General features: G+C 68.7%; 17 protein-coding genes and 2 tRNA genes. 11 read left to right on the top strand and 8 right to left on the bottom strand.

The annotated features are described in order from the left end of the window. Positions 1-69 precede the first annotated feature (69 nt). The 4 genes from E3T42_RS17645 to E3T42_RS10430 form a co-directional block, all read right to left on the bottom strand. The gene (locus tag E3T42_RS17645; RefSeq protein ID WP_370262250.1) at positions 70-207 is read right to left on the bottom strand and encodes a hypothetical protein; all 138 of its coding nucleotides are present in this window, start codon (positions 205-207) and stop codon (positions 70-72) included. Between the two features lie 190 nt (positions 208-397). Continuing rightward, complete coding sequence (locus tag E3T42_RS17640) at positions 398-991, bottom strand: extracellular solute-binding protein (protein WP_370262247.1); 594 nt, start codon at positions 989-991, stop codon at positions 398-400. Between the two features lie 209 nt (positions 992-1,200). After that, on the bottom strand, positions 1,201-1,881 hold the full coding sequence (locus E3T42_RS10435) for an NAD(P)H-binding protein (protein ID WP_134402974.1): 681 nt from the start codon (positions 1,879-1,881) through the stop codon (positions 1,201-1,203). 28 nt (positions 1,882-1,909) lie between these two features. Beyond that, positions 1,910-3,655, bottom strand: a complete 1,746-nt coding sequence (locus E3T42_RS10430) for a hypothetical protein (RefSeq protein ID WP_134402973.1) — start codon at positions 3,653-3,655, stop codon at positions 1,910-1,912. Positions 3,656-4,043: 388 nt separating this feature from the next. Between E3T42_RS10430 and E3T42_RS10425 the strand changes: the two genes are divergently transcribed. Beyond that, the gene (locus tag E3T42_RS10425; protein ID WP_134402972.1) at positions 4,044-4,871 is read left to right on the top strand and encodes a hypothetical protein; all 828 of its coding nucleotides are present in this window, start codon (positions 4,044-4,046) and stop codon (positions 4,869-4,871) included. Between the two features lie 824 nt (positions 4,872-5,695). Here E3T42_RS10425 and E3T42_RS10415 read toward each other — a convergent pair. Beyond that, complete coding sequence (locus E3T42_RS10415; RefSeq protein WP_134402980.1) at positions 5,696-7,438, bottom strand: MDR family MFS transporter; 1,743 nt, start codon at positions 7,436-7,438, stop codon at positions 5,696-5,698. A gap of 129 nt (positions 7,439-7,567) precedes the next feature. On the opposite strand from E3T42_RS10415, the gene E3T42_RS10410 reads away from it, so the two are divergent. Together E3T42_RS10410 and E3T42_RS10405 are read left to right on the top strand one after the other, a co-directional pair. After that, on the top strand, positions 7,568-8,500 hold the full coding sequence (locus E3T42_RS10410) for a M15 family metallopeptidase (RefSeq protein WP_241976032.1): 933 nt from the start codon (positions 7,568-7,570) through the stop codon (positions 8,498-8,500). Between the two features lie 372 nt (positions 8,501-8,872). Then, positions 8,873-9,580, top strand: coding sequence for an amidase domain-containing protein (locus tag E3T42_RS10405; RefSeq protein ID WP_134366956.1), 708 nt, complete (start codon positions 8,873-8,875; stop codon positions 9,578-9,580). A gap of 139 nt (positions 9,581-9,719) precedes the next feature. Here E3T42_RS10405 and pgm read toward each other — a convergent pair whose 3' ends face one another. Then, positions 9,720-11,336, bottom strand: a complete 1,617-nt coding sequence (pgm, locus tag E3T42_RS10400; RefSeq protein ID WP_134402970.1) for a phosphoglucomutase (alpha-D-glucose-1,6-bisphosphate-dependent) — start codon at positions 11,334-11,336, stop codon at positions 9,720-9,722. A 36-nt stretch (positions 11,337-11,372) separates the two neighbouring features. On the opposite strand from pgm, the gene pheA reads away from it, so the two are divergent. Then, a complete protein-coding gene (pheA, locus tag E3T42_RS10395; protein ID WP_134366959.1) occupies positions 11,373-12,371 on the top strand; it encodes a prephenate dehydratase in 999 nt (332 codons plus the stop codon). Here pheA and E3T42_RS10390 read toward each other — a convergent pair. Next, positions 12,317-13,312, bottom strand: a complete 996-nt coding sequence (locus tag E3T42_RS10390) for a diacylglycerol kinase family protein (RefSeq protein ID WP_134366961.1) — start codon at positions 13,310-13,312, stop codon at positions 12,317-12,319. The two genes, pheA and E3T42_RS10390, sit on opposite strands and share 55 nt — an antisense overlap. Positions 13,313-13,361: 49 nt before the next feature. Between E3T42_RS10390 and serS the strand changes: the two genes are divergently transcribed. From serS to E3T42_RS10355, 7 genes are all read left to right on the top strand, one after another. Next, complete coding sequence (gene serS / locus E3T42_RS10385) at positions 13,362-14,633, top strand: serine--tRNA ligase (protein WP_134366963.1); 1,272 nt, start codon at positions 13,362-13,364, stop codon at positions 14,631-14,633. After that, a complete protein-coding gene (locus E3T42_RS10380) occupies positions 14,630-15,439 on the top strand; it encodes an HAD family hydrolase (protein ID WP_134366965.1) in 810 nt (269 codons plus the stop codon). Before serS ends, E3T42_RS10380 begins: the two co-directional genes overlap by 4 nt. A 174-nt stretch (positions 15,440-15,613) precedes the next feature. Beyond that, positions 15,614-15,698, top strand: a tRNA-Ser gene (locus E3T42_RS10375). A gap of 39 nt (positions 15,699-15,737) precedes the next feature. Continuing rightward, positions 15,738-17,024 (top strand): LCP family protein, encoded by a 1,287-nt coding sequence (locus E3T42_RS10370; protein ID WP_134366967.1) that lies wholly within the window; start codon positions 15,738-15,740, stop codon positions 17,022-17,024. A gap of 87 nt (positions 17,025-17,111) precedes the next feature. Next, positions 17,112-17,202 (top strand) — tRNA-Ser (locus E3T42_RS10365). Positions 17,203-17,313: 111 nt separating this feature from the next. Further along, positions 17,314-17,601, top strand: a complete 288-nt coding sequence (locus E3T42_RS10360) for a hypothetical protein (protein WP_134366969.1) — start codon at positions 17,314-17,316, stop codon at positions 17,599-17,601. A gap of 10 nt (positions 17,602-17,611) precedes the next feature. Further along, positions 17,612-18,088, top strand: a complete 477-nt coding sequence (locus tag E3T42_RS10355; protein ID WP_166789149.1) for a VOC family protein — start codon at positions 17,612-17,614, stop codon at positions 18,086-18,088. Positions 18,089-18,142: 54 nt separating this feature from the next. Here E3T42_RS10355 and E3T42_RS10350 read toward each other — a convergent pair. After that, the coding region (locus E3T42_RS10350; protein ID WP_134402969.1) for an HNH endonuclease signature motif containing protein at positions 18,143-18,742 on the bottom strand (600 nt) is incomplete at its 5' end.

Genomic DNA, 18,742 nt, shown 5'->3' with positions numbered 1-18,742 from the left:
CCGGTCGAGACCGGGGGCCGGGCCTGTCGAGAACTGATCTCGGCAGGCCCGGCCGGCGGATTGTGCTGGTTAGCCGAGCGCCTTGACGTCGGTGACCCACTGTGCCCACGACTCGTCGGCGGTCATCGTGCCGTCTTCGACCCGGGTGAGCGCCTGCTGCATGGCGTCGTTGATGGCGAAGTAGGACTCGCCCTTGAAAGGCGTCACCGTTGCCGGAGATCACGCCGAGCATCCAGCCCGGGCAGAGCATCGTGGCGAAGCCGTTGTTCTGGAAGCTGGCGGTCCAGTCGTCGCTCCACTGTCCGAGATGTGCGGACTGCGTGCTGCTGGCCTTGAGGACGCTGGTGTAGGCCGCCTTCACCTCCGGGTTCTCGGTGGCGATGATGGAGCCGTCTTTTTACTCATACGGGTTGGGGATCTGGTTGATGACGCCCTGCCAGGTGGCTCCGGCCGAGTCGAACCACGGCACGTTCGTGCCGGCAGCGGCGAACTTGTCGCCGGCTGCGTAGTAGCTGTCCCAGCTGTCGCCGAGGAGCGCGGCGACCTCGGCGCGGTCGGTCGGGAGACCGGCGGCGGCGAACAGGTCGGAGCGGTAGCAGACGGCCTCCGGGCCGATGTCGGTTCCGTACGCGATCAGGCGACCGTCGGCATCCGTGGCGGCCTTGGTCTTCCAGTCCAGCCAGCGGTCCTTGACCTCGTCGCTGGTGAGGTCGACGAACTGGTCGGAGTACTGGAGCAGTTCGGGCAGCCAGTCGACCTCGATGGCCTCGACGTCGCTCAGGCCGCTGCCTGCGGCGAGGCGGGTGGTGAGGTTGTCGCGGGCCTCATTGGTGGTGGCGGCCTTCTTGTGCGTGATCGTGACGGTCGGATTCGCTTTTTCGTACTCGGCGAACAGGTCCTCGTAGCCGAATTCGTTGAACGTGGCGACGGTCAGTTTGACGTTCTTGTCGTTCGACTGCTCTGCGCCGGTGCCGGCTGAACAGCCGGACATGACCAGTGCGAAGGATGCTGCGCCGGCGACTGTAACTGCAAGTGAGCTGCGCGGAAAACGCTTCAGGGTCACTCCCTTGTGTGCGTGCTGATGGATGGATGCGAGTTCGCTCTCAGCTGTGCTGTGAGAGCGCTCTCACAAATTGTCGGAGGCAACAAAAAGCCCCTGCAGTCCGGATGCCGGGCTGCAGGGGCGCGTGCGGCTCCGGGTCAGGCGAAGGTCGCCACGGCGGCGGCCACCGGCACGGCGCCGTTCAGCAGGTGCAGCGTCTCGCGCTCGCCGTCTCCGGTGCGGATCAGCTCCGCCAGCACGGCGGCGACGTCGCCCCGGGGGACCGTGCCGCGCGGTTCGGTGAAGCCCTGCCCGGTGCGGGCGAGGTGGACCAGGCCGGTGCCGGCGTCATCCGTCAGCCCGCCGGGGCGGACGATGGTCCAGGAGAGGGTGCGGCGCGTCAGGTCCTCCTCGGCGGCCAGCTTGGCCTGGAGGTAGGAGAGGAAGTCTGCCGGCACCTCGGCGGGCCGGGCGCCGTTCCGCACCGAATCCACGCCGGTCGAGGAAATCTGCACGATCCGGGCAACGCCGGCGGCCTCGGCCGCGTCGGCCAGGAGCACGGATCCACCCAGGTCGACGGCCTTCCGGCGCTCGTCGCTGCCGCCCGCTCCGGCGCCCGCCGCGAAGACCGCCACGTCGGCGCCGGTCAGGTAATGAGCGACGTCGGCAGCCGAGGACCGCTCGAGGTCGATCACGACCGGGACGGCCCCGTCGGCGACCAGATCTGCCCGGTACTCATCCTTCCGGATCAGCCCGACGACCTCGTGGCCGCCCTTCGCGAGCTCCCGAGTCAGCTGACGAGCGATTTTTCCGTGTCCACCTGCAATGACAATGCGCATCTTCAAGACAACGGAACAGCCGCTCTGATCATTCCCGCGGCACGGTCACCGTGAGTGAGCGCACCAGACCCTCCCGGCGGAAAATGCCGGCGCTGAGGTCCGCGCCCAGCACGCCGACGGCCCCGACCACCCGCGTGTCGTCGTCCAGGTGCGCGATCACCTCGAGCGGCCCGCACCGGCGCACCAGTACCGGCACCTGGCAGAACGTGAACGCGAACGCGTCCGCGGGCAGCTCGATCGTGCACGGGCGGCCGAGGACATCCCGGTAGTCGAACGTGCCGGTCTCGGTCGTCCACTCGTCGGCCCGGAGCAGGGTGGGCCGCAGGCGGATACGACCGTCCTCGACCCGCAGACCCAGCTCGCCGAGGCGGGTGAGCACCTCTTCTTTGACCTGCCCGGTCATCCCCGGCTGCCGGGCCCCCTGGCCCGCCGGGGTGTGCAAGTACGGGTCGGTCGGGAACGCGCCGTACGTCGCCGGGTCCTTGCAGTAGCCGAGGCCCGCCCGCACGTCCTCGTAGCCCTCGGCCAGGCCACGGATCGTGGCGTCGTCCGCCCCCTCGGCAACCGCGCGCTCGAGCGTCTCCTGCACCGCGAGCAGCAGCTTCGACACCATGTGCCAGTAGATGCTGCCGAGCCCCTCGTAGGCGAAGAAGCTGCCCGAGCGCCCCGTGAACTCCGCGTGCCGGAACACCTCCTCGAAGATCGAGAGCAGCTCGGCGCGGCCCCGCTCGACGCCGGGGCGCAGCTCCGGGTCCAGGCTGAGCCGGTCCAATTCCCGGGCCACGCCCCCGGCGTTTCGGATGCCTGCGGCGAAGTGCAGGTCACCCTGCAGGTCACGCACGAGGATACTGTGGTCCCCGGCCCGGACGAGCTCGCCGACCAGGGGGCAGGCGTCGGCCCGCTCGGCGCTGAACGTGTTGCGCGCGAGGAAGGAGGGCAGGTCCTTGTCCGGATACAGGATGTAGCTGTGCTGGTCGGCCCGATAGAGCCGGCTCGTGCGGAGAGCCCCGAGCGGGGCCAGCGACTCCTCCGCTCCGAGCATCCCGGAGGAGAGGATGGCCACCTGGCCCTCCAGCATCTCCGCCAGCCGCCGCACCTCGGCGCCGTCGGCGCTGAGGTCCAGCACGTTGTACGAGTGAACGAGGCCGTCGCTGCGCCGGTTGGCCCGAAGGCCGGATTCGACGAAGAGCCGGGCCAGGTCGAGCAGCGCGGTGACGTCGCCCGCGGCGACCGTCCACAAGTCGCCGCCGAACCCGGCGTACACCCGCTCGCGGTAGGCGGTGCCGGCAACGCCCAGGCCGTCCATGACGGCCTGGCGGCGTTCGGGGCCGAACCCGCCGGCCAGGGCATCCGTGTGCCGGAGGAGTACGTCGCTCACCGCGGTCAGCAGTGCGGCGAGTTCGCTGCTCAGCTCCACGTCGACGGTCAGGAGGCCCTGCAGGAGGACCAGGTAGCGGCGGAGGTAGGCGAGGGTGACGACCGACAGGCCCCGGCCCCCCAGGGCGTTGTTGGCGTCGTTCCACTCCGGGCGCTGGGTGGTCATCCAGATGCCGCCGTCGGGCACCAGGTTGACCAGCTTCGCAAGCAGGAGCAGCAGCAGTTTCTCGGCCAGGGTGACCCGCACCAGGTCGCCGTCGGCGCCGTGCACGAGCCGGCCGTCCGCGCCCTCGGCGGCGACCCGCTCGAGGATCAGGCCGTGCCGCTCGTGATCGAAGGTGATGGTTTTGTACGGGTCCGTGAGGATGTCCGCATACGGCGCGATCCGGTACGGCACGTCCGCATGGGTGAAGGCCCGCCGGTTGACGAGCGGGTCGAGGCGCCCGGGGGTGGAAGCGCCGGGACGTTTCGAGCAGCTTGAGCAGGTAGACGATCTGGTGGTCGCTCCAGTAGCCGATGTTGGACCACGGGTCCTCGGGCTCGGGAACCTCCCAGTCGATCCCGGCCCGGGAGATCCGGTACGGGTTGTAGCCGTCGGCGGTCGTCGCGTCGAGAAAAATGGTGACCATCGACTCGGCGTACTCGGCGTACTCGGGGAAGGACCAGGCCAGCGCCTCCCAGTTCTGGAAGATGTCGCGCCAGTTGCCCTGGTATTCCAGGCGGCGGGCACCGGACTCGTCGGTCAGGGCGATCCGGAACTGGTTCCAGGGCCGGCTCGAGTCTCCGTGTCGTCGGCTGAACGTGAGCGGCAGGTACTCCATGCAGAGGCGCCACAGGTCGACGTCGCCGGTTTCCTCCGCGACCTGGATGAGCTCGTCGGCCCGCAGGCGCTCCGGCAGCGCCGCCAGCACCTGGGCCCAGCGACTGGCGGATGCCCGGCTCCGCTCCGCGATGAACTCCCGCACATCGTGCGCCTCGACCGTGTAGCCCTCGGCCGGGACGCCGCCGCGCATCGTGTTGAAGAGCACGTTGGCGGTGTGGTGGATCGTCGCGAGTTCGTCGCCGGTGTGCTGGGCGGCGTCGGTGGCCGCGAGGATGCCCTCCAGGTCCGACCGGGTGCGCACGACGTCCGCCGCCAGCTCCGCGGCGAGGGCGTCCGGGTCGCGGAGCCGTTCGCGCAGGCCGACCACGTCCGCCGCGTCCTGGTCGACGTCGGCGACGACCTGCCAGCGCCGTTCGGCCCCGGCCGGCAGGGTGATCCGGGCGTGGACCAGGTAGGCGCCGCGCCGGCCGCGGACATCCGTCTCGCCGGCGATGCCCCGGCCCCGGGCGAATGCGGGGACCTGGTTGACCGAGAGCAGGTGCTCCTCCGCGCCCAGCCCGATCTGCCAGGCGACGTTGGCCTGCAGGGACTCGCTGGGTTCCGCGAGGTCGGTGAGGGTCGCGTTGAGCGTCAGCAGCCCGAGGCCCGTCCCGGGGTCGAGTTCGGACCGCTTGTAGGCGTCGAGGAGCACGCTCAGTTCGTTCTGCGTCTTCACCCCCGCGCCGGCGGGGAGGATGTTCACCAGGCCGTCGATCAGGTCGACCTCGCGCGGCTCGTCGTCGGAGAGTGAGGTCAGGGCGCAGCTGCGCACGACGCCGAACCGGGCGCTGGTCTGCCAGGTCACGCGCAGGCGCAGGGCCAGGTCCGGACGCGACTCCTCGAACACCAGGGTCGTCCCGAGGCTGTCCTTGTAGAGCGTGCGGGCCGCGGCGGGGTCGCCGGGGCGCAACTCAGCGAACGGCTGCCAGTGGGCCATCGTCCCCTCGGGGAGCCGCACGCGAAGCACGCTCAGCCCGCCCGTTCGGTCGACGCTCTCGGTGATTTTGTCCTCCGTGTAGTACGGGAAGAGGGCGTGCTCGGCATCCACCCGGCCCGCCGTCAGCCCGCCGGTGCTGGAGATGAAGAGCCAGACGTCGCTGTCCCCGACGAGGGTCATGAAGAACGGCGGCATCTGGTCGTAGGCCGTGATCCGGTAGAACCGGCGGCCATCCAGGTCGAACGGAGCGCCGGTGACGGTGCCGTCGGTGCTGTCGGCGTCGGTGCCGGGGTGGTCGGTGCCGGGGTGGTCGCCGTGGTCGGCGCCCTCGGTGTCGCGGGGCGCGGTCGCGTCCCAGTCGGCCTGCGGGGCCAGGGTCTCGAGGGGCATGCGAACCTCCGGTGGAGTCAACCCGGCGGATGCTCCGGCCGGTGAGGCCTCCATCCTCTCCCTCATGAGAGCGCTCTCACGACTCCCGCCGTCCAGTAGCTTCCGCGGCACTGTGCCGCCCCTGCCGTCTGGCCCCGACCAAACCCCCGGCGCCCCGAGCGAATTCGACGGAGATTCTGCTGAAAACAGGCGTTTTTGGCCCGAAACGGCCCTGTGGGAGCAAAATCTCCGTCGAATTGGTGAGGACGCTAGCGGGGCTTCGGGCGCGACTCTCGCTCGAACTCGTCGACGTCGATCCCGGGCTCGACGAGGGCGCCCATCGTGTCGGCGGCGCGCTGGGCATCGCGGGTCAGTTCGGCGAGTTCCGCCAGTTCGGCGGCATTCTCGTCCGCTGCCTCCTGCAGGGCCGACGACGTGCGCAGCGGCGGAGCCTTGAGGAAGAAGCTGAGCACGAAAGCGGTCAGCACCACCGCCAGGCTCACCCAAAAGACCGTGACGGCGGCGTCGTTGAACCCGACCAGGAACGGCTCCGCGAGCCGCGGGTCGGCCGTGTTCAGGAACGAGGTGTCGCCGTCGAGTGCGCCGCCGACGCCGCCCGGGTTGCCCAGAAGCTTCAGGATGCCGGCGTTCGCCGGGTCGGCCTGCACAGCGGGGTCCGTCGCCGCGGCCTTGACCCCGGCGACCAGGGTCGGGTTGCCGAACGCCGCACCGAGCGTGTCGGGGATCCGCGTGAACAGTACGGAGAACAGCACGGCGGTGCCGAGCGTGCCACCGATCTGGCGGAAGAAGGTCGAGGCCGAGGTGGCCACGCCGATGTCCCGCGGGCCGACCGAGTTCTGGCTGGCGATCGTGAGCGTCTGCATCAGCTGGCCGAGGCCCAGTCCGATCAGGAGCATCCCGGCCATCATGAACACCACCGGCTTGTCGGCGGTGGCGAACGTGAAGAGCAGGAAACCGGCCGACATGAAGGCGGTGCCGATCGTGGGGAACATCTTGTAGCGCCCGGTGCGGGCGATCAGCTGGCCGCTGACGATGGAGGAGGTCATCAGCCCGGCGATCATCGGCAGCATCAGGAAGCCGCTCTCCGTGGGAGTGGCCCCGTTGACGAGCTGCAGGTACAGCGGCACGGTCATCATCGCGCCGAACATGCCGAACCCGACGAAGACGCCGAGCACGGTGGCCATCGAGAAGGTCGCGGACTTGAACAGCTTCAGCGGGATGAGCGCGTCGTCGCCCATCATCCGTTCGGCCAGGATGAAGGCCGCGATGCTGAGCGTGCCGATCACATAACAGGCGATCGAGGCGGGCGAGCCCCAGCCCCAGGTGCGGCCCTGCTCGGCCACGAGCAGCAGGGGAGCGGCCGCGAGGATCACGGTCACCGCGCCCCACCAGTCGATGCGCACGGGGCGCGCGAAGTGGGGGACGTGCAGGAACTTGAGCACGATGAAGAGGGCGATGACGCCGATCGGGAGGTTGATCAGGAAGACCCAGCGCCAGCCGGTGATGCCGAGGATGGTCTCCGAGCCCGACAGGACGCCGCCGATGAGTGGGCCGATCACGCTGGAGACACCGAAGACGGCCAGGAAGTAGCCCTGGTACTTTGCGCGCTCGCGGGGAGCGAGCATGTCGCCCATGATCGTGAGCGGGAGGGCCATCAGGCCACCGGCGCCGAGGCCCTGGATGGCGCGGAAGACGGCGAGTTCGTACATCGAGTTCGCCATGCCGGCCAGCAGCGAGCCGATCAGGAAGATCGTGATCGCGATCAGGAACAGCGGGCGGCGGCCGAAAATGTCGCTGAGTTTGCCGTAGATCGGCGTGCTGATGCAGGACACAATGAGGTACGCGGTCGTCACCCAGGCCTGGAGTGCCATGCCGTCGAGGTCGTCGGCGATGGTGCGCATCGACGTTCCCACGATGGTCTGGTCGAGGGCGGAGAGGAACATCCCGGCCATCAGGCCGAAGATGACGAAGAGGATCTGCCGGTGAGACATCAGCGGCGGGGCAACGGGAGCGGGAGGAGTTTGCATCGTGTGCAAAGTTACATCATGAGCAAACAATCTTCAACCGGCTTCGGGCCTGTCGGAGACGCCCCTTCACCGCACGGGTCTAGGATCGCAATCGTGGTGGGAGACGTGCGTCCGGGGGCGGTGCATCCGTTTCGACGGAGGCGCATTGCTGCGGTAACCGCCGTTGTCGCCGTGCTCGCCGCGGGCGCCCTGGCTGCCGGGGCCGTCTCCGGCCGGGGACCGGCCCTCGAACCGAGCGCGCACGCCGTCCCGACGTCCTCACCGACCTCCGCATCGAGCTCCTCGCGCTCGCCGAGCGGGACTCCCGCACCGACCCCGACGCTCCCCACGTTCCCGAGCGCGAGCCCGAACGCCGCGAGCCCGAACCCCGCCCGCCCGGCCCCGTCCGGCTCACCTGACCCCACCGCGGCGCCCTCCTTCGACCGGTCCGCGCACTCCATCGATGACCCGAACAGCCTGTGGGTCGTCGTGGACAAGACCCGGCCGCTTCACCCGGCCGATTACGCCCCGACGGACCTCGTGGACGTGCCGGTGCCCCATGTCTGGGCACCGAAGCTGCGCCGGGAGGCCTCGGATGCCGTTGTCGCCCTGTTCGGGGCTTTCACGGCGGAGACCGGGCTGCAGCTTCAGTCGCAGAGCTCCTACCGGAGCTACAGCACCCAGGTCGACGTCTACAACCAGGACGTGGCCTCGAACGGCCAGGCCATCGCCGACACGAGTACGGCGCGGCCGGGAACCAGCGAACACCAGACCGGCCTGACCATCGACATCAGCGCACTGCCCGGGATTTGTTCTCTGGAGGCCTGCTTCGGCGACACCCCGCACGGCACGTGGCTCGCGGGCAACGCGTGGCGATTCGGGTTCCTGCTGCGCTACCCGGCGGACAAGGTCCCGGTGACCGGTTACGGCTACGAGCCCTGGCACTTCCGTTACATCGGCGTCGAACTGGCGACTGAGATGCACGACCGCGGGGTGACCACGCTGGAGGAGCTCTTCGGCCTGCCCGCGGCGCCCGGCTACAACTGATCAGCCGCCATGCAGGGGTTTCGGAGCCTTTGCACAGTTTTCTGACAGGTGAGGCGCGTGCTTCACCGCGCGGGTCGACCGGCCGGAAATCGTGACCCGGGTAGAGCGCAGAAGCGCCGGGATTGTGCCGGGATTCACACCTTCCATGCCGGTCAGGCCGCGAATACGCACGTCAAGCCGGTCGACGAGGCACTGGCCCACGCCGAAGTCCCGTCTACGACCGGAGCGCATCGCCTGCCTCTCGGAGCATGGAGGCGCGCGCAGTCCGGGCCCGCGCCGGCTGCGGCCGCGCCGAGACTCGAATACTCTGATTAGCCAGGACCCCCCGGAAAAGGGGTGCCCCCAACGAACGAATAGAGGATAGCTGTGGTGTTGACCCGACGCTTTCGCATCGGCGTAGTCGTGCTCGTGGTCGTCGGCCTTGTCGCCGGCACGGCGGCACTGGCGGCGATGGGATCCGCGGACCCTTCGGCTTCCTCGTCGACGGGTGATCCGGGCAAGGCCGTTGCAGCGCCCACCGAGGCGGCGGCCACAAGCGCGCCGCGCGCCGTGCCGGCGGACGGTGGAGACCCGGTGGCCGTGGATGTCCCGGCCACGGTCAGCACCGGCGCCCAGGCCCAGGTGGCCTACATGCTCGCCCACTGGACGAACTACAACACCGCGGACTACGGGGTCATCAGCGACAACGACTGCGTCAACTTCACCAGCCAGTCCCTGATCGAGCGCGGCTGGGAGATGGACGACGAGTGGTACTCAGACGGAAAGGGCTCATCCTTCACGCACTCGTCGCCGTGGATCAGCTCCACGGCCTTCCGCAATTACCTGGCGGAGTCCGGGCGGGCAACCGCGCTCACGGATGACCAGCGAGACCTGGTCAAGATCGGTGACGTCGCGCAGTTCGACTGGGACAACTCCGGCGACCGGGACCACACCGGAGTCGTCACCCGGATCGAGGGCTCGGGCGAGGACATCGAGATCTTCTACGCGGGCCACACCGACGACACCGACTTCCGCTCGGTGGACTACGCGATCACCGTGAAGCATCCCGGTGCCACCGCGTACTACTGGAGCATCCCCTAGGCCCGACCGCTGAGTCGGCTGCCGGAGTCGACTGCCGGAGTCGACTGCCGGAGTCGACTGCCGATTCGACAACGGCTCACGCTGGTCCTTCGCCGTTCCGCGGGTGGCGCGCCACCCGCGGAACGGCGCTACAGGCGCGCTACGCGATCGCGGCGTCGACGATGGCCTTGGCCTCGATCTGCACCTGCTTGAGGTGCTCCGGGCCCTTGAAGGACTCGGCATAGATCTTGTAGACGTCTTCGGTGCCGCTCGGACGGGCCGCGAACCAGGCGTTCTCGGTGACGACCTTGACGCCGCCGATGGCCGCCCCGTTCCCGGGAGCGTGGCTGAGCTTCGCGATGATCTTCTCGCCGGCGACTTCGGTGGCGGTGATCGCCTCGCCGTCGAGCTTGCCGAGCTGGGCCTTCTGGGCCGGCGTGGCCGCGGCATCCACTCGGGCGTAGGCCGGGTCACCGAAGTGCGCGGTGAGCTCGGCGTAGCGCTGGCTCGGGGTCTTGCCGGTCACCGCGAGGATCTCCGCGGCGAGCAGGGCGAGCAGGATGCCGTCCTTGTCGGTAGTCCAGACGGTTCCGTCGAAGCGCACGAAGCTGGCGCCCGCGCTCTCCTCGCCGCCGAACGCGACCGACCCGTCGATCAGGCCCGGAACGAACCACTTGAAGCCGACCGGCACCTCCCAGAGGTCGCGGCCCAGGAACCCGGCGACGCGATCGATCATGGTCGACGACACGAGGGTCTTGCCGATGGCGGCGTCCGTACGCCAGCCATCTCGGTGGCTGTACAGGTAGTCGATGGCCACCGCGAGGAAGTGGTTCGGGTTCATCAGCCCGTCGTCCGGGGTGACGATCCCGTGGCGGTCGGCGTCCGCGTCGTTGCCGGTGACGATGTCGTACTCGTCCTTGTGCGCGGCGACGGAGGCCATGACCGACTGGCTCGACGGGTCCATCCGGATCTTTTCGTCCCAGTCCAGGGTCATGAACCGCCAGGTCGGATCCACGTGCGGGTTGATCACGGTGAGGTTGAGCTCGTAGCGGTCGCGGATGGCGCCCCAGTAGCCCACGCTCGCCCCGCCGAGCGGGTCGGCGCCGATGCGGATCCCGCTGGCCTTGATCGCGGCCATGTCGATGATGTTCTCGAGGTCGTTCACGTAGGCGCTGCGGAAGTCGTAGGTCTCGACCGCGCTCGGCTCGCTCATCTGCACATCGCCGAGTTCGTCCAGGATGATCTCGTTCGCGCGGTTGGCGATCCACGAGGTGGCGTCGCTGTCGGCCGGTCCGCCGTGCGGCGGGTTGTACTTGAAGCCGCCGTCGGACGGCGGGTTGTGGCTGGGGGTGACCACGATGCCGTCGGCCTCGTCGCTGTTGCCGGCCCGGTTGTAGGCGAGGATCGCGTGCGAGAGTGCCGGGGTGGGCAGGTAGTCATCGAATTCGTCGACGAGCACGCGCACTCCGTTGGCCACCAACACCTCGAGCGCCGTCGTGTAGGCCGGGGCGCTGAGCGCGTGCGGGTCGGCGCCGATGAAGAGCGGCCCGGTGATGCCCTGCAGCGCGCGGTATTCCACGATCGCCTGGGTGGTCGCGATGATGTGGTCTTCGTTGAAGGCCGTGTTCAGCGAACTGCCTCGGTGACCGGAGGTGCCGAACGCCACCCGCTGGGCGGGCACCGTGACATCCGGTTTCAGGTCGTAGTACGCCTTCACCAGTGCATCGACGTCGATCAGATCAGATTCCTGGGCCGGGGTTCCCGCTCGTTGGTTCATGGTACCCAGTCTTGCACTGCAAGTAGGCTGGGAGCCATGTCCGAGACGCGCAATGTCAGCTACAGCTTCCTCGGGCCCACGGGCACCTTCACCGAGGCGGCCCTGGCTCAGGTGACCGCGGCCCGCGGTCAGACCTGGCGGGCCGTGAACAATGTCGGTGAAGCGCTCGCCGACGTCGTCTCCGGCCGCAGCGTGGCTGCGATGATCGCGATCGAGAACTCGGTCGAGGGCGGCGTGTCCGCCACGCAGGACGCCCTCGCGAGCGTGCCCGACCTGCGCATCATCGGTGAGTACCTGGTTCCGGTCAACTTCGTCCTGGTGGCGCGTCCCGGGACGACGCTCGACGACGTGCAGGTCGTCAACGCGCATCCGGTGGCCTACGCCCAGTGTCACACCTGGCTAGAGACGAACCTGCCGCACCACGGCCACATTCCGGCCTCCAGCAACGTGGCGGCCGCCTCGGCCCTGCTCATAAGCGACCAGGCGGATGCCGCCATCGCCCCGCCCGGCATCGAGAAGCACCATGACGTCGTGGTCCTGGCCGCGGGCATCGGCGACAACCCGAACGCGGTGACGCGGTTCGTGCTGGTCAGCCGAACCACCGCGCTGCCGCCCCGCACGGGCGCCGACAAGACGAGCCTGATCGTCGAACTGCCCGAAGACCGTTCCGGCGCCCTGCTCGAGATGCTCGAGCAGTTCGCCACCCGGGGCGTGAATCTAAGCCTGATCCAGTCGCGCCCGATCGGTGACGCCATGGGGCGTTACCGCTTCGTGATCGACGCCGACGGCCACATCCACGACGAACGTGTCGCCGACGCCCTGCTGGGGCTGCGCCGCTTCAGCCCGCAGGTGATCTTCCTCGGTTCGTATCCGCGCGCCGACAAGCAGCCGATCGAGTTCACGTCCCGCTACGACGACGACGTGTTCATCGGCGCCCGGGCCTGGCTGAGCGGGCTGCTCGGCCTGCCCGGCCGCGAGGCTCAGGAACCGGCGGGCAGCCGCACGATCAGGGATGCCGGGTCCGCGCGCAGGTAGACCGAGCGCACCGGGCCCAGGGACTCGCCGTCGATCTCGAAGTCCTGCGGCTGCTCCACCACGATGCGGATGTCGGCGCCGCGCAGCGTGGTCATCACCCGCTCCCGGTTCGATTCGGTGCGTTCGATGATCCGGCGTCCCACCGCCGACCGCCGCAGCACCCCGTTCTCCCAGGTCACCCGGCGCCAGATCGCCAGCCAGCCGAGCACGCCCTTGGGCTGCAGCACCGCGATGTCCAGGATGCCGTCGTCGATGCGCGCATCGGGCAGCAACTGCAGGTTCCCCGGCAGCAGGCCGCAGTTGGCGACCAGGATCATGCTGACGTGCGCCGGCCGATGCGGTCGCCCGTTCAGGCTGTACCGGATCCCGAACGGTTTGACCGTGGGCAGCACCCGCGCGACGGCATCCACGTAGGCCAGCCAGCCGACCTTCCGCTTCAAATCGGGCCGGGTGTTGGCGATCATCTGGGCGTCCAGGCCGAGCCCCGTCATCACGAGGAAGATGTGGTCGACCGTGACGCCGTCATCCGTTCTGACGGATGCCACGCCCACGTCGATGGGCTTGTCGACCCCGGTGAACGCGATGGCGGTGGCCTCGTCAAGACCGGACAGCGGCAGTCTCAGGTTGCGGGCCAGCAGGTTGCCGGTGCCCGACGGCACGATGGCGAGGGTCACCCGGGTGCCGCGCAGTGCCTCGGCGGCCGCTCGAACCGTGCCGTCGCCGCCGGCCACGAGCACCATGGAGGCTCCCTGCTCGATCGCCAGAAGGGCGGCCCCTCGGCCCGAATCCTCCGGGCTGGTCGGAAACCAGAGCGACCCCGCCCAGCCCGCGGTCGTTTCTGCCGCGGCCACGCTCGCCCGCAGCCGGTCCAGATTGACCTTGATCGGGTTGTAGACCACGGCAGCCTGTTGCACAAGAAGGGGCTGACCGGGAGTATCCACGGTGGCAAGGCTAGCGCGGCGGCCTGGTCAGCGCTTGTAGACTGGCCCCGTGATTGATCCTGTGCTGCTGCGAGAGAATCCCGACCTGATCAAGCGATCGCAGAAGGCGCGCGGTGCGTCGGTCGAGGCCGTCGACGACGCGCTCGCGTCCGACAGCGAACGCCGGGCCACGATCCAGGCGTTCGAGTCGCTCCGCGCCTCGCAGAACCAGTTCGGCAAGCAGGTCGCCGCCGCGCCCGCCGCCGAGAAGAAGGCCCTCGTCGCCCAGGCGCAGAGCCTGGCCGCCGAGGTGAAAGTCGCCGGGGTCGCCGCGTCCGCCGCCGAGGCCCGTTTCACCGCGGTCGTGCGCACCCTCGCGAACCCCATCATCGACGGCGTTCCGGCCGGCGGGGAAGAGAACTTCGTCACGCTCCGCACCCACGGGGACGTGCCCATCTTCGACTTCGAACCGCGCGACCACCTCGAGCTGGGCGAACTGCTCGGCGCCATCGACATGTCCCGCGGCGCCAAGGTGTCCGGGTCACGGTTCTACTTCCTGCGCGGCATCGGCGCCCGCCTCGAGATCGCCCTGATGAACATGGCGCTCGACCGGGCCCTCGCGGCCGGTTTCATCCCCCTGATCACCCCCAACCTGGTGCGGCCGGAGATCATGGACGGCACCGGCTTCCTCGGCGAGCACGCCGACGAGATCTACTACCTGCCGACGGATGAGCTGTACCTCACGGGCACGAGCGAGGTCGCGCTCGCCGGCTACCACTCCGAAGAGATCCTCGACCTGGCCGGTGAGCCCCTCCGCTACGCCGGCTGGTCCACCTGCTACCGCCGCGAGGCCGGCTCGGGCGGCAAGGACACCCGGGGGATCATCCGGGTGCACCAGTTCAACAAGCTGGAGATGTTCACCTACGTGCTGCCGGAGAACGCAGAAGCGGAGCACGACCGCCTCGTCGCGCTGCAGGAGGACATGCTCCAGTCCCTCGGCCTGAGCTACCGCGTCATCGACGTGGCGGCCGGCGACCTCGGCTCGAGTGCGGCCCGCAAGTTCGACATCGAGGCCTGGGTTCCCACCCAGAACGCGTACCGCGAACTGACCAGCACCAGCAACTGCACGACCTACCAGGCCCGCCGTCTGGACATCCGTTACCGCACGGAGTCGGGCAAGACCGCGCCCGTGGCCACCCTGAACGGCACCCTGGCGACCACCCGCTGGATCGTCGCCATTCTCGAGACGCACCAGCAGGCGGACGGTTCCGTCATCGTTCCGGAGGCGCTCCGGCCCTGGCTCGGCGGCCTCGACGTGATCCGGCCGGTCGGCGCCCCATGAGCCGGACGGACCTGCCCTGGCTGGTGGCGCTCGACATCGACGGCACCACCATGCACGAGGACGGAACCATCAGCGATGGCGTCCTCGAACAGGTGCAGCGTCTCGCCGCGGCCGGCCACGAGGTCATGCTGGCGACGGGCCGCTCGGCCGCGACCACGCTGCCCGTGCTCGACCGGCTCGAGATCACCCCGCGCTTCGTGGTCTGCTCGAACGGTGCGATCACCCTGCACCGCGACCCGGACGCCCCGACCGGATACCGGCGCGAATGGGTCGAAACCTTCGACCCAACCGATGTCCTCCTCTCCATCCGGTCGCACCTGACCGGCGCCCGGTACGCCGTCGAGGACGAGCACGGTTTCTATCGCTACACCGAGGCCTTCCCGGACGCCACGATCGGGCTCGACAGCGAACACGTCGATTTCGACGACCTGTTGCGCCAGGACGCGACCCGGGTCGTCGTCATCTCGCCGGGCCACGACATGGAGGATTTCCTCCAGGTCGTCGACCGGATGGGATTGAGCCGCGTCAGCTACGCGATCGGCTGGACCGCGTGGCTGGACATCGCCCCCGACGGGGTGAACAAGGCCACCGCCATGGAACGGGTGCGCGCCGAGGTCGGCATTCCGCGCAGCCGGGTGATGGCGGTCGGAGACGGGCGCAACGACATCGAACTGCTGGAATGGGCATCCGTTCACGGGCGAGGCGTGGCCATGGGCCAGGCGCCGCAGGAAGTGCTCACGGCGGCCGGCGAGATCACCGGCGCGGTGCAGGACGACGGGCTCGCCGTCATTCTCGGCAGCCTGTAGGTTCGCAGCAGTGTGTCGACGGATGCCGGAACGTGCCCCCGCACCGCTTCCGGCCCGCGTCCAGCGCGCTGCCAGCATCCTCTGGCACAGTGGTGAACCTCCAATCGGCTAGAATCGGTCGGTATTCGCTTGTCAGCGTGCGCAGGTTCAATCGCCGCCGCTGGGCAGCGAACGGGAGGGCTGTCCGAGCGGCCGATGGAGCCAGTCTTGAAAACTGGTGGGCAGAGATGTCTCGTGGGTTCGAATCCCACGCCCTCCGCACCTCGATCCTGCACGGTGCACTAACGAAGGGACCTGAGTGAGCGACCAACTTCGCCCCCGCTCGACGCGTTCGAAGAAGATCCGGACGCTCGCGCGGCACGGTCGCCTACGCCGGTCCAATCCGTTCGTCACCGTGGCCAAGGTGCTCGCCGCGGCACTGGCCGTCCTCCTCGTCAGCGGCGTCTCCGTCGCCGCCATCGCCACCTACGACGTCGCCGCCAGTGTGCAGCCGAGCGTGAAACTGGCCAGCGAGACCGACGGGCCCGCTCCGAAGATCGATGCGATCGCCGGCGGCGTGAACCTCCTCATCGTCGGAAGCGACAGCCGCAAGGGGCAGGATGCGCGATTCGGCCCCGAGGACTCCACCGGCGACCTCAACGACGTCACCATGCTGCTGCACATCTCCGCGGACCACTCCAACGCCTCCGTGATCAGTTTTCCCCGGGACATGTACGTGCCGATCCCGGAATGCCCCAACCCGGACGGCGGCACCTTCGATTCGATGGGCAGCCAGAAGATCAACACCACGCTCACCTACGGCGGACTGGCCTGCACCGTTCTCACCGTCGAGCAGCTCACCGGCCTGAACATCCCCTACGCCGCCGAGGTGCAGTTCAGCGGCGTCATGGCCATGTCGACGGCCGTCGGCGGCGTGCCGGTCTGCGTCGCGGAAGACATCGAAGACGAGTACACCGGCACCTTCCTCAAGGCCGGCATGCACACCCTGGAAGGCGTGGATGCGCTCCAGTTCCTGCGCACCCGCCACGGCGTCGGCGACGGCAGCGACCTCACCCGCATCAGCAACCAGCAGGTGTTCATGTCCTCGCTCGTGCGCACGATCAAGAGCGCGTCGACGCTCTCCGACCCGCTCAAGGTGTACTCGCTGGCCAAGGCCGTGACGGCGAACATGACGCTTTCGACCAACCTCAACGACGTGTCCACGCTCGCCTCGATCGCGGTGGCCCTGAAAGACATCGACCTGAACAAGGTTGTCTTCGTCCAGGTTCCCACCGGCACCGTCGACGGCGGCGTGATCCCCCTGCAATCCGACTTCGACAACCTGTTCGAGGCTGTTGCGGCCGACAAGCCGATCCAGTTGGGCGGTACCACCGGCGGCGGCGCGACCCAGGACCCGAACGCTCCCGTGGCGGCGACGCCTGACCCGGCGGCCGCCGACCCCGCGGCCACCACGAACCCGAGTGCCGTTCCGGACCCGGCCGCGACGAAGAATCCGTCCGATGGCGCCGTCCTGTCAGACTCGACCACCGGGCAGACGGCCGGGGACTACACCTGTTCGGTCGGGCGAACGCTCGAAGACCAGTAGCCGTGTGAACGGCATCCGCACAGTGTGTTCGTGCGGATGCCGTCAGTACGGTTATGATTGTTCAGGTGTGTTTGTAATGAACACCAAGGAGACGTCGCATAGTACGGCTTAGTGCACCACCCTGCTAAGGTGGAGTACCCTTCACGGGGTACCGTGGGTTCAAATCCCACCGTCTCCGCACTTGAGAGCCCGCAGCCGTCCCCGGAATCCCTCGTTCACTGATCCAGTGTTCAGAGGGCATCCGGGGCTTTTTCTGTTCATCGGGGCGGACCGAGCGTACGCTGGCGGCATGAATGAGCAGAAGCCCTCCGGTGGGCACCATCCAGGCGGCTACGTGCGGTTCATCGACTGGATGGACGCCAAACTGAAACGTCCCTTGGGGCCGCCGCCGGTGGGCCCATACGATGCGGTCGTCCGGCGGGTCGGCGAGGCCACGTGCCCCGTGTGCGGCCGGCCGATGGCCGACCACACCATCGATCATTCGGGTCCGAACGCGGTCCTGCACTGCCCGGCGGATCCCAGGCCGACGCCTCCGGATGAGGCGGTCAACGAACTGGGAATGAAGAAGGGGCACTGACGTGTAGACGATCAGTCCGTTCCTGTGGTTCGACAATCAGGCTGAGGAGGCGGCCACCTTCTACGTCTCGGTCTTCAGAAATTCCCGGATCGTGAGCGTTGTGCGCTATCCCGAGGGTTCCCCCGCCCCGGCTGGCACCGCGATGACGGTGTCCTTCGTGATCGACGGGCTCGAGTTCCAGGCGCTCAACGGGGGACCGCGGTACACGTTCACCGAGGCGATCTCCTTCGTCGTGAGGGCCGAAACCCAGGACGAGATCGACCATTTGTGGGAGAAGCTGACCGCGGGGGGTTCACCGGGCCGGTGCGGCTGGCTCAAGGACAAATTCGGGCTTTCCTGGCAGATCGTGCCGCCGGTTCTGGTCGAGTTGCTGGGCGACCCCGATCCCGAGCGGTCGAGCCGGGTCATGCAGGCCATGTTGCCGATGGGCAACCTCGATATCGCGGCTCTCCGCGCCGCTGCCGATTCTCCGGCCGCTCCGGTCTGATCGAAGTCGCGTGACATCGATGCCTCGGCTCTCGTGACCGGCTAGCCGTTTCGGCTAGTGCGCGGAATCGGTGGCCCGTGGGTGAGCGCGGGTGCGGGCGCGGTTACCGACGCCAGCACCGCTGGCCCGGTGGGCGCGGTGGTCCTGGCCCGGTACCCAGGTACGGGTGGGATCGAAGCAGACCGGTGCCATCACCTCGGGTTTGCCCCGCACCATGCGGATCAGCCACCCCGAGGTCTCGATGCTGTGATGGTGGAACCAGCAGAGCAGCACCCCGTTGTTGATGTCGGTGGGGCCGTGGTTGACCCACGGGATGATGTGGTGCACCTCGGCCCAGGCTGCGTTGACCTGGCAGCCCGGGATGATGCAGCCGCCGTCGCGGGCGGCGATCGCGCGGCGTTGGGCCTGGCTGAAGAATCTTTCCTTGCCGCCGAGGTAGAGGACCTCCCCGTTCACGCCGAAGACGATCTTGCGGTACCCGCCGGCGCAGATGAGCTGATTCACGGTGCGCATCGACACGGGGGCTTCGACCCCGTCGATCCAGCCGACTCCGTTCTCGTCGGCGAGGTCGACGGCGTTCACGTGCACCATCACTGTCGGCGCCGCCCCGCCCATCTTCGGGGTGCCCGGGGCGCGGGACGCGGCCTCGAAGAC

This window comes from Cryobacterium sp. TMT4-10 (assembly GCF_004403275.1).
In the GTDB taxonomy this organism is placed as follows: Bacteria; Actinomycetota; Actinomycetes; order Actinomycetales; family Microbacteriaceae; genus Cryobacterium; species Cryobacterium shii.
This window is presented reverse-complemented; position numbering and strand designations above follow the sequence as displayed.

Coding starts and splice junctions, on each gene's coding strand:
- pheA (WP_134366959.1), top strand. CDS start 11,373: ATGTCCGAGACGCGCAATGTCAGCTACAGCTTCCTCGGGCCCACGGGC.
- E3T42_RS10380 (WP_134366965.1), top strand. CDS start 14,630: ATGAGCCGGACGGACCTGCCCTGGCTGGTGGCGCTCGACATCGACGGC.
- E3T42_RS17640 (WP_370262247.1), bottom strand. CDS start 991: ATGTCCGGCTGTTCAGCCGGCACCGGCGCAGAGCAGTCGAACGACAAG.
- pgm (WP_134402970.1), bottom strand. CDS start 11,336: ATGAACCAACGAGCGGGAACCCCGGCCCAGGAATCTGATCTGATCGAC.
- E3T42_RS10435 (WP_134402974.1), bottom strand. CDS start 1,881: ATGCGCATTGTCATTGCAGGTGGACACGGAAAAATCGCTCGTCAGCTG.
- E3T42_RS10415 (WP_134402980.1), bottom strand. CDS start 7,438: ATGTCTCACCGGCAGATCCTCTTCGTCATCTTCGGCCTGATGGCCGGG.
- E3T42_RS10360 (WP_134366969.1), top strand. CDS start 17,314: ATGAATGAGCAGAAGCCCTCCGGTGGGCACCATCCAGGCGGCTACGTG.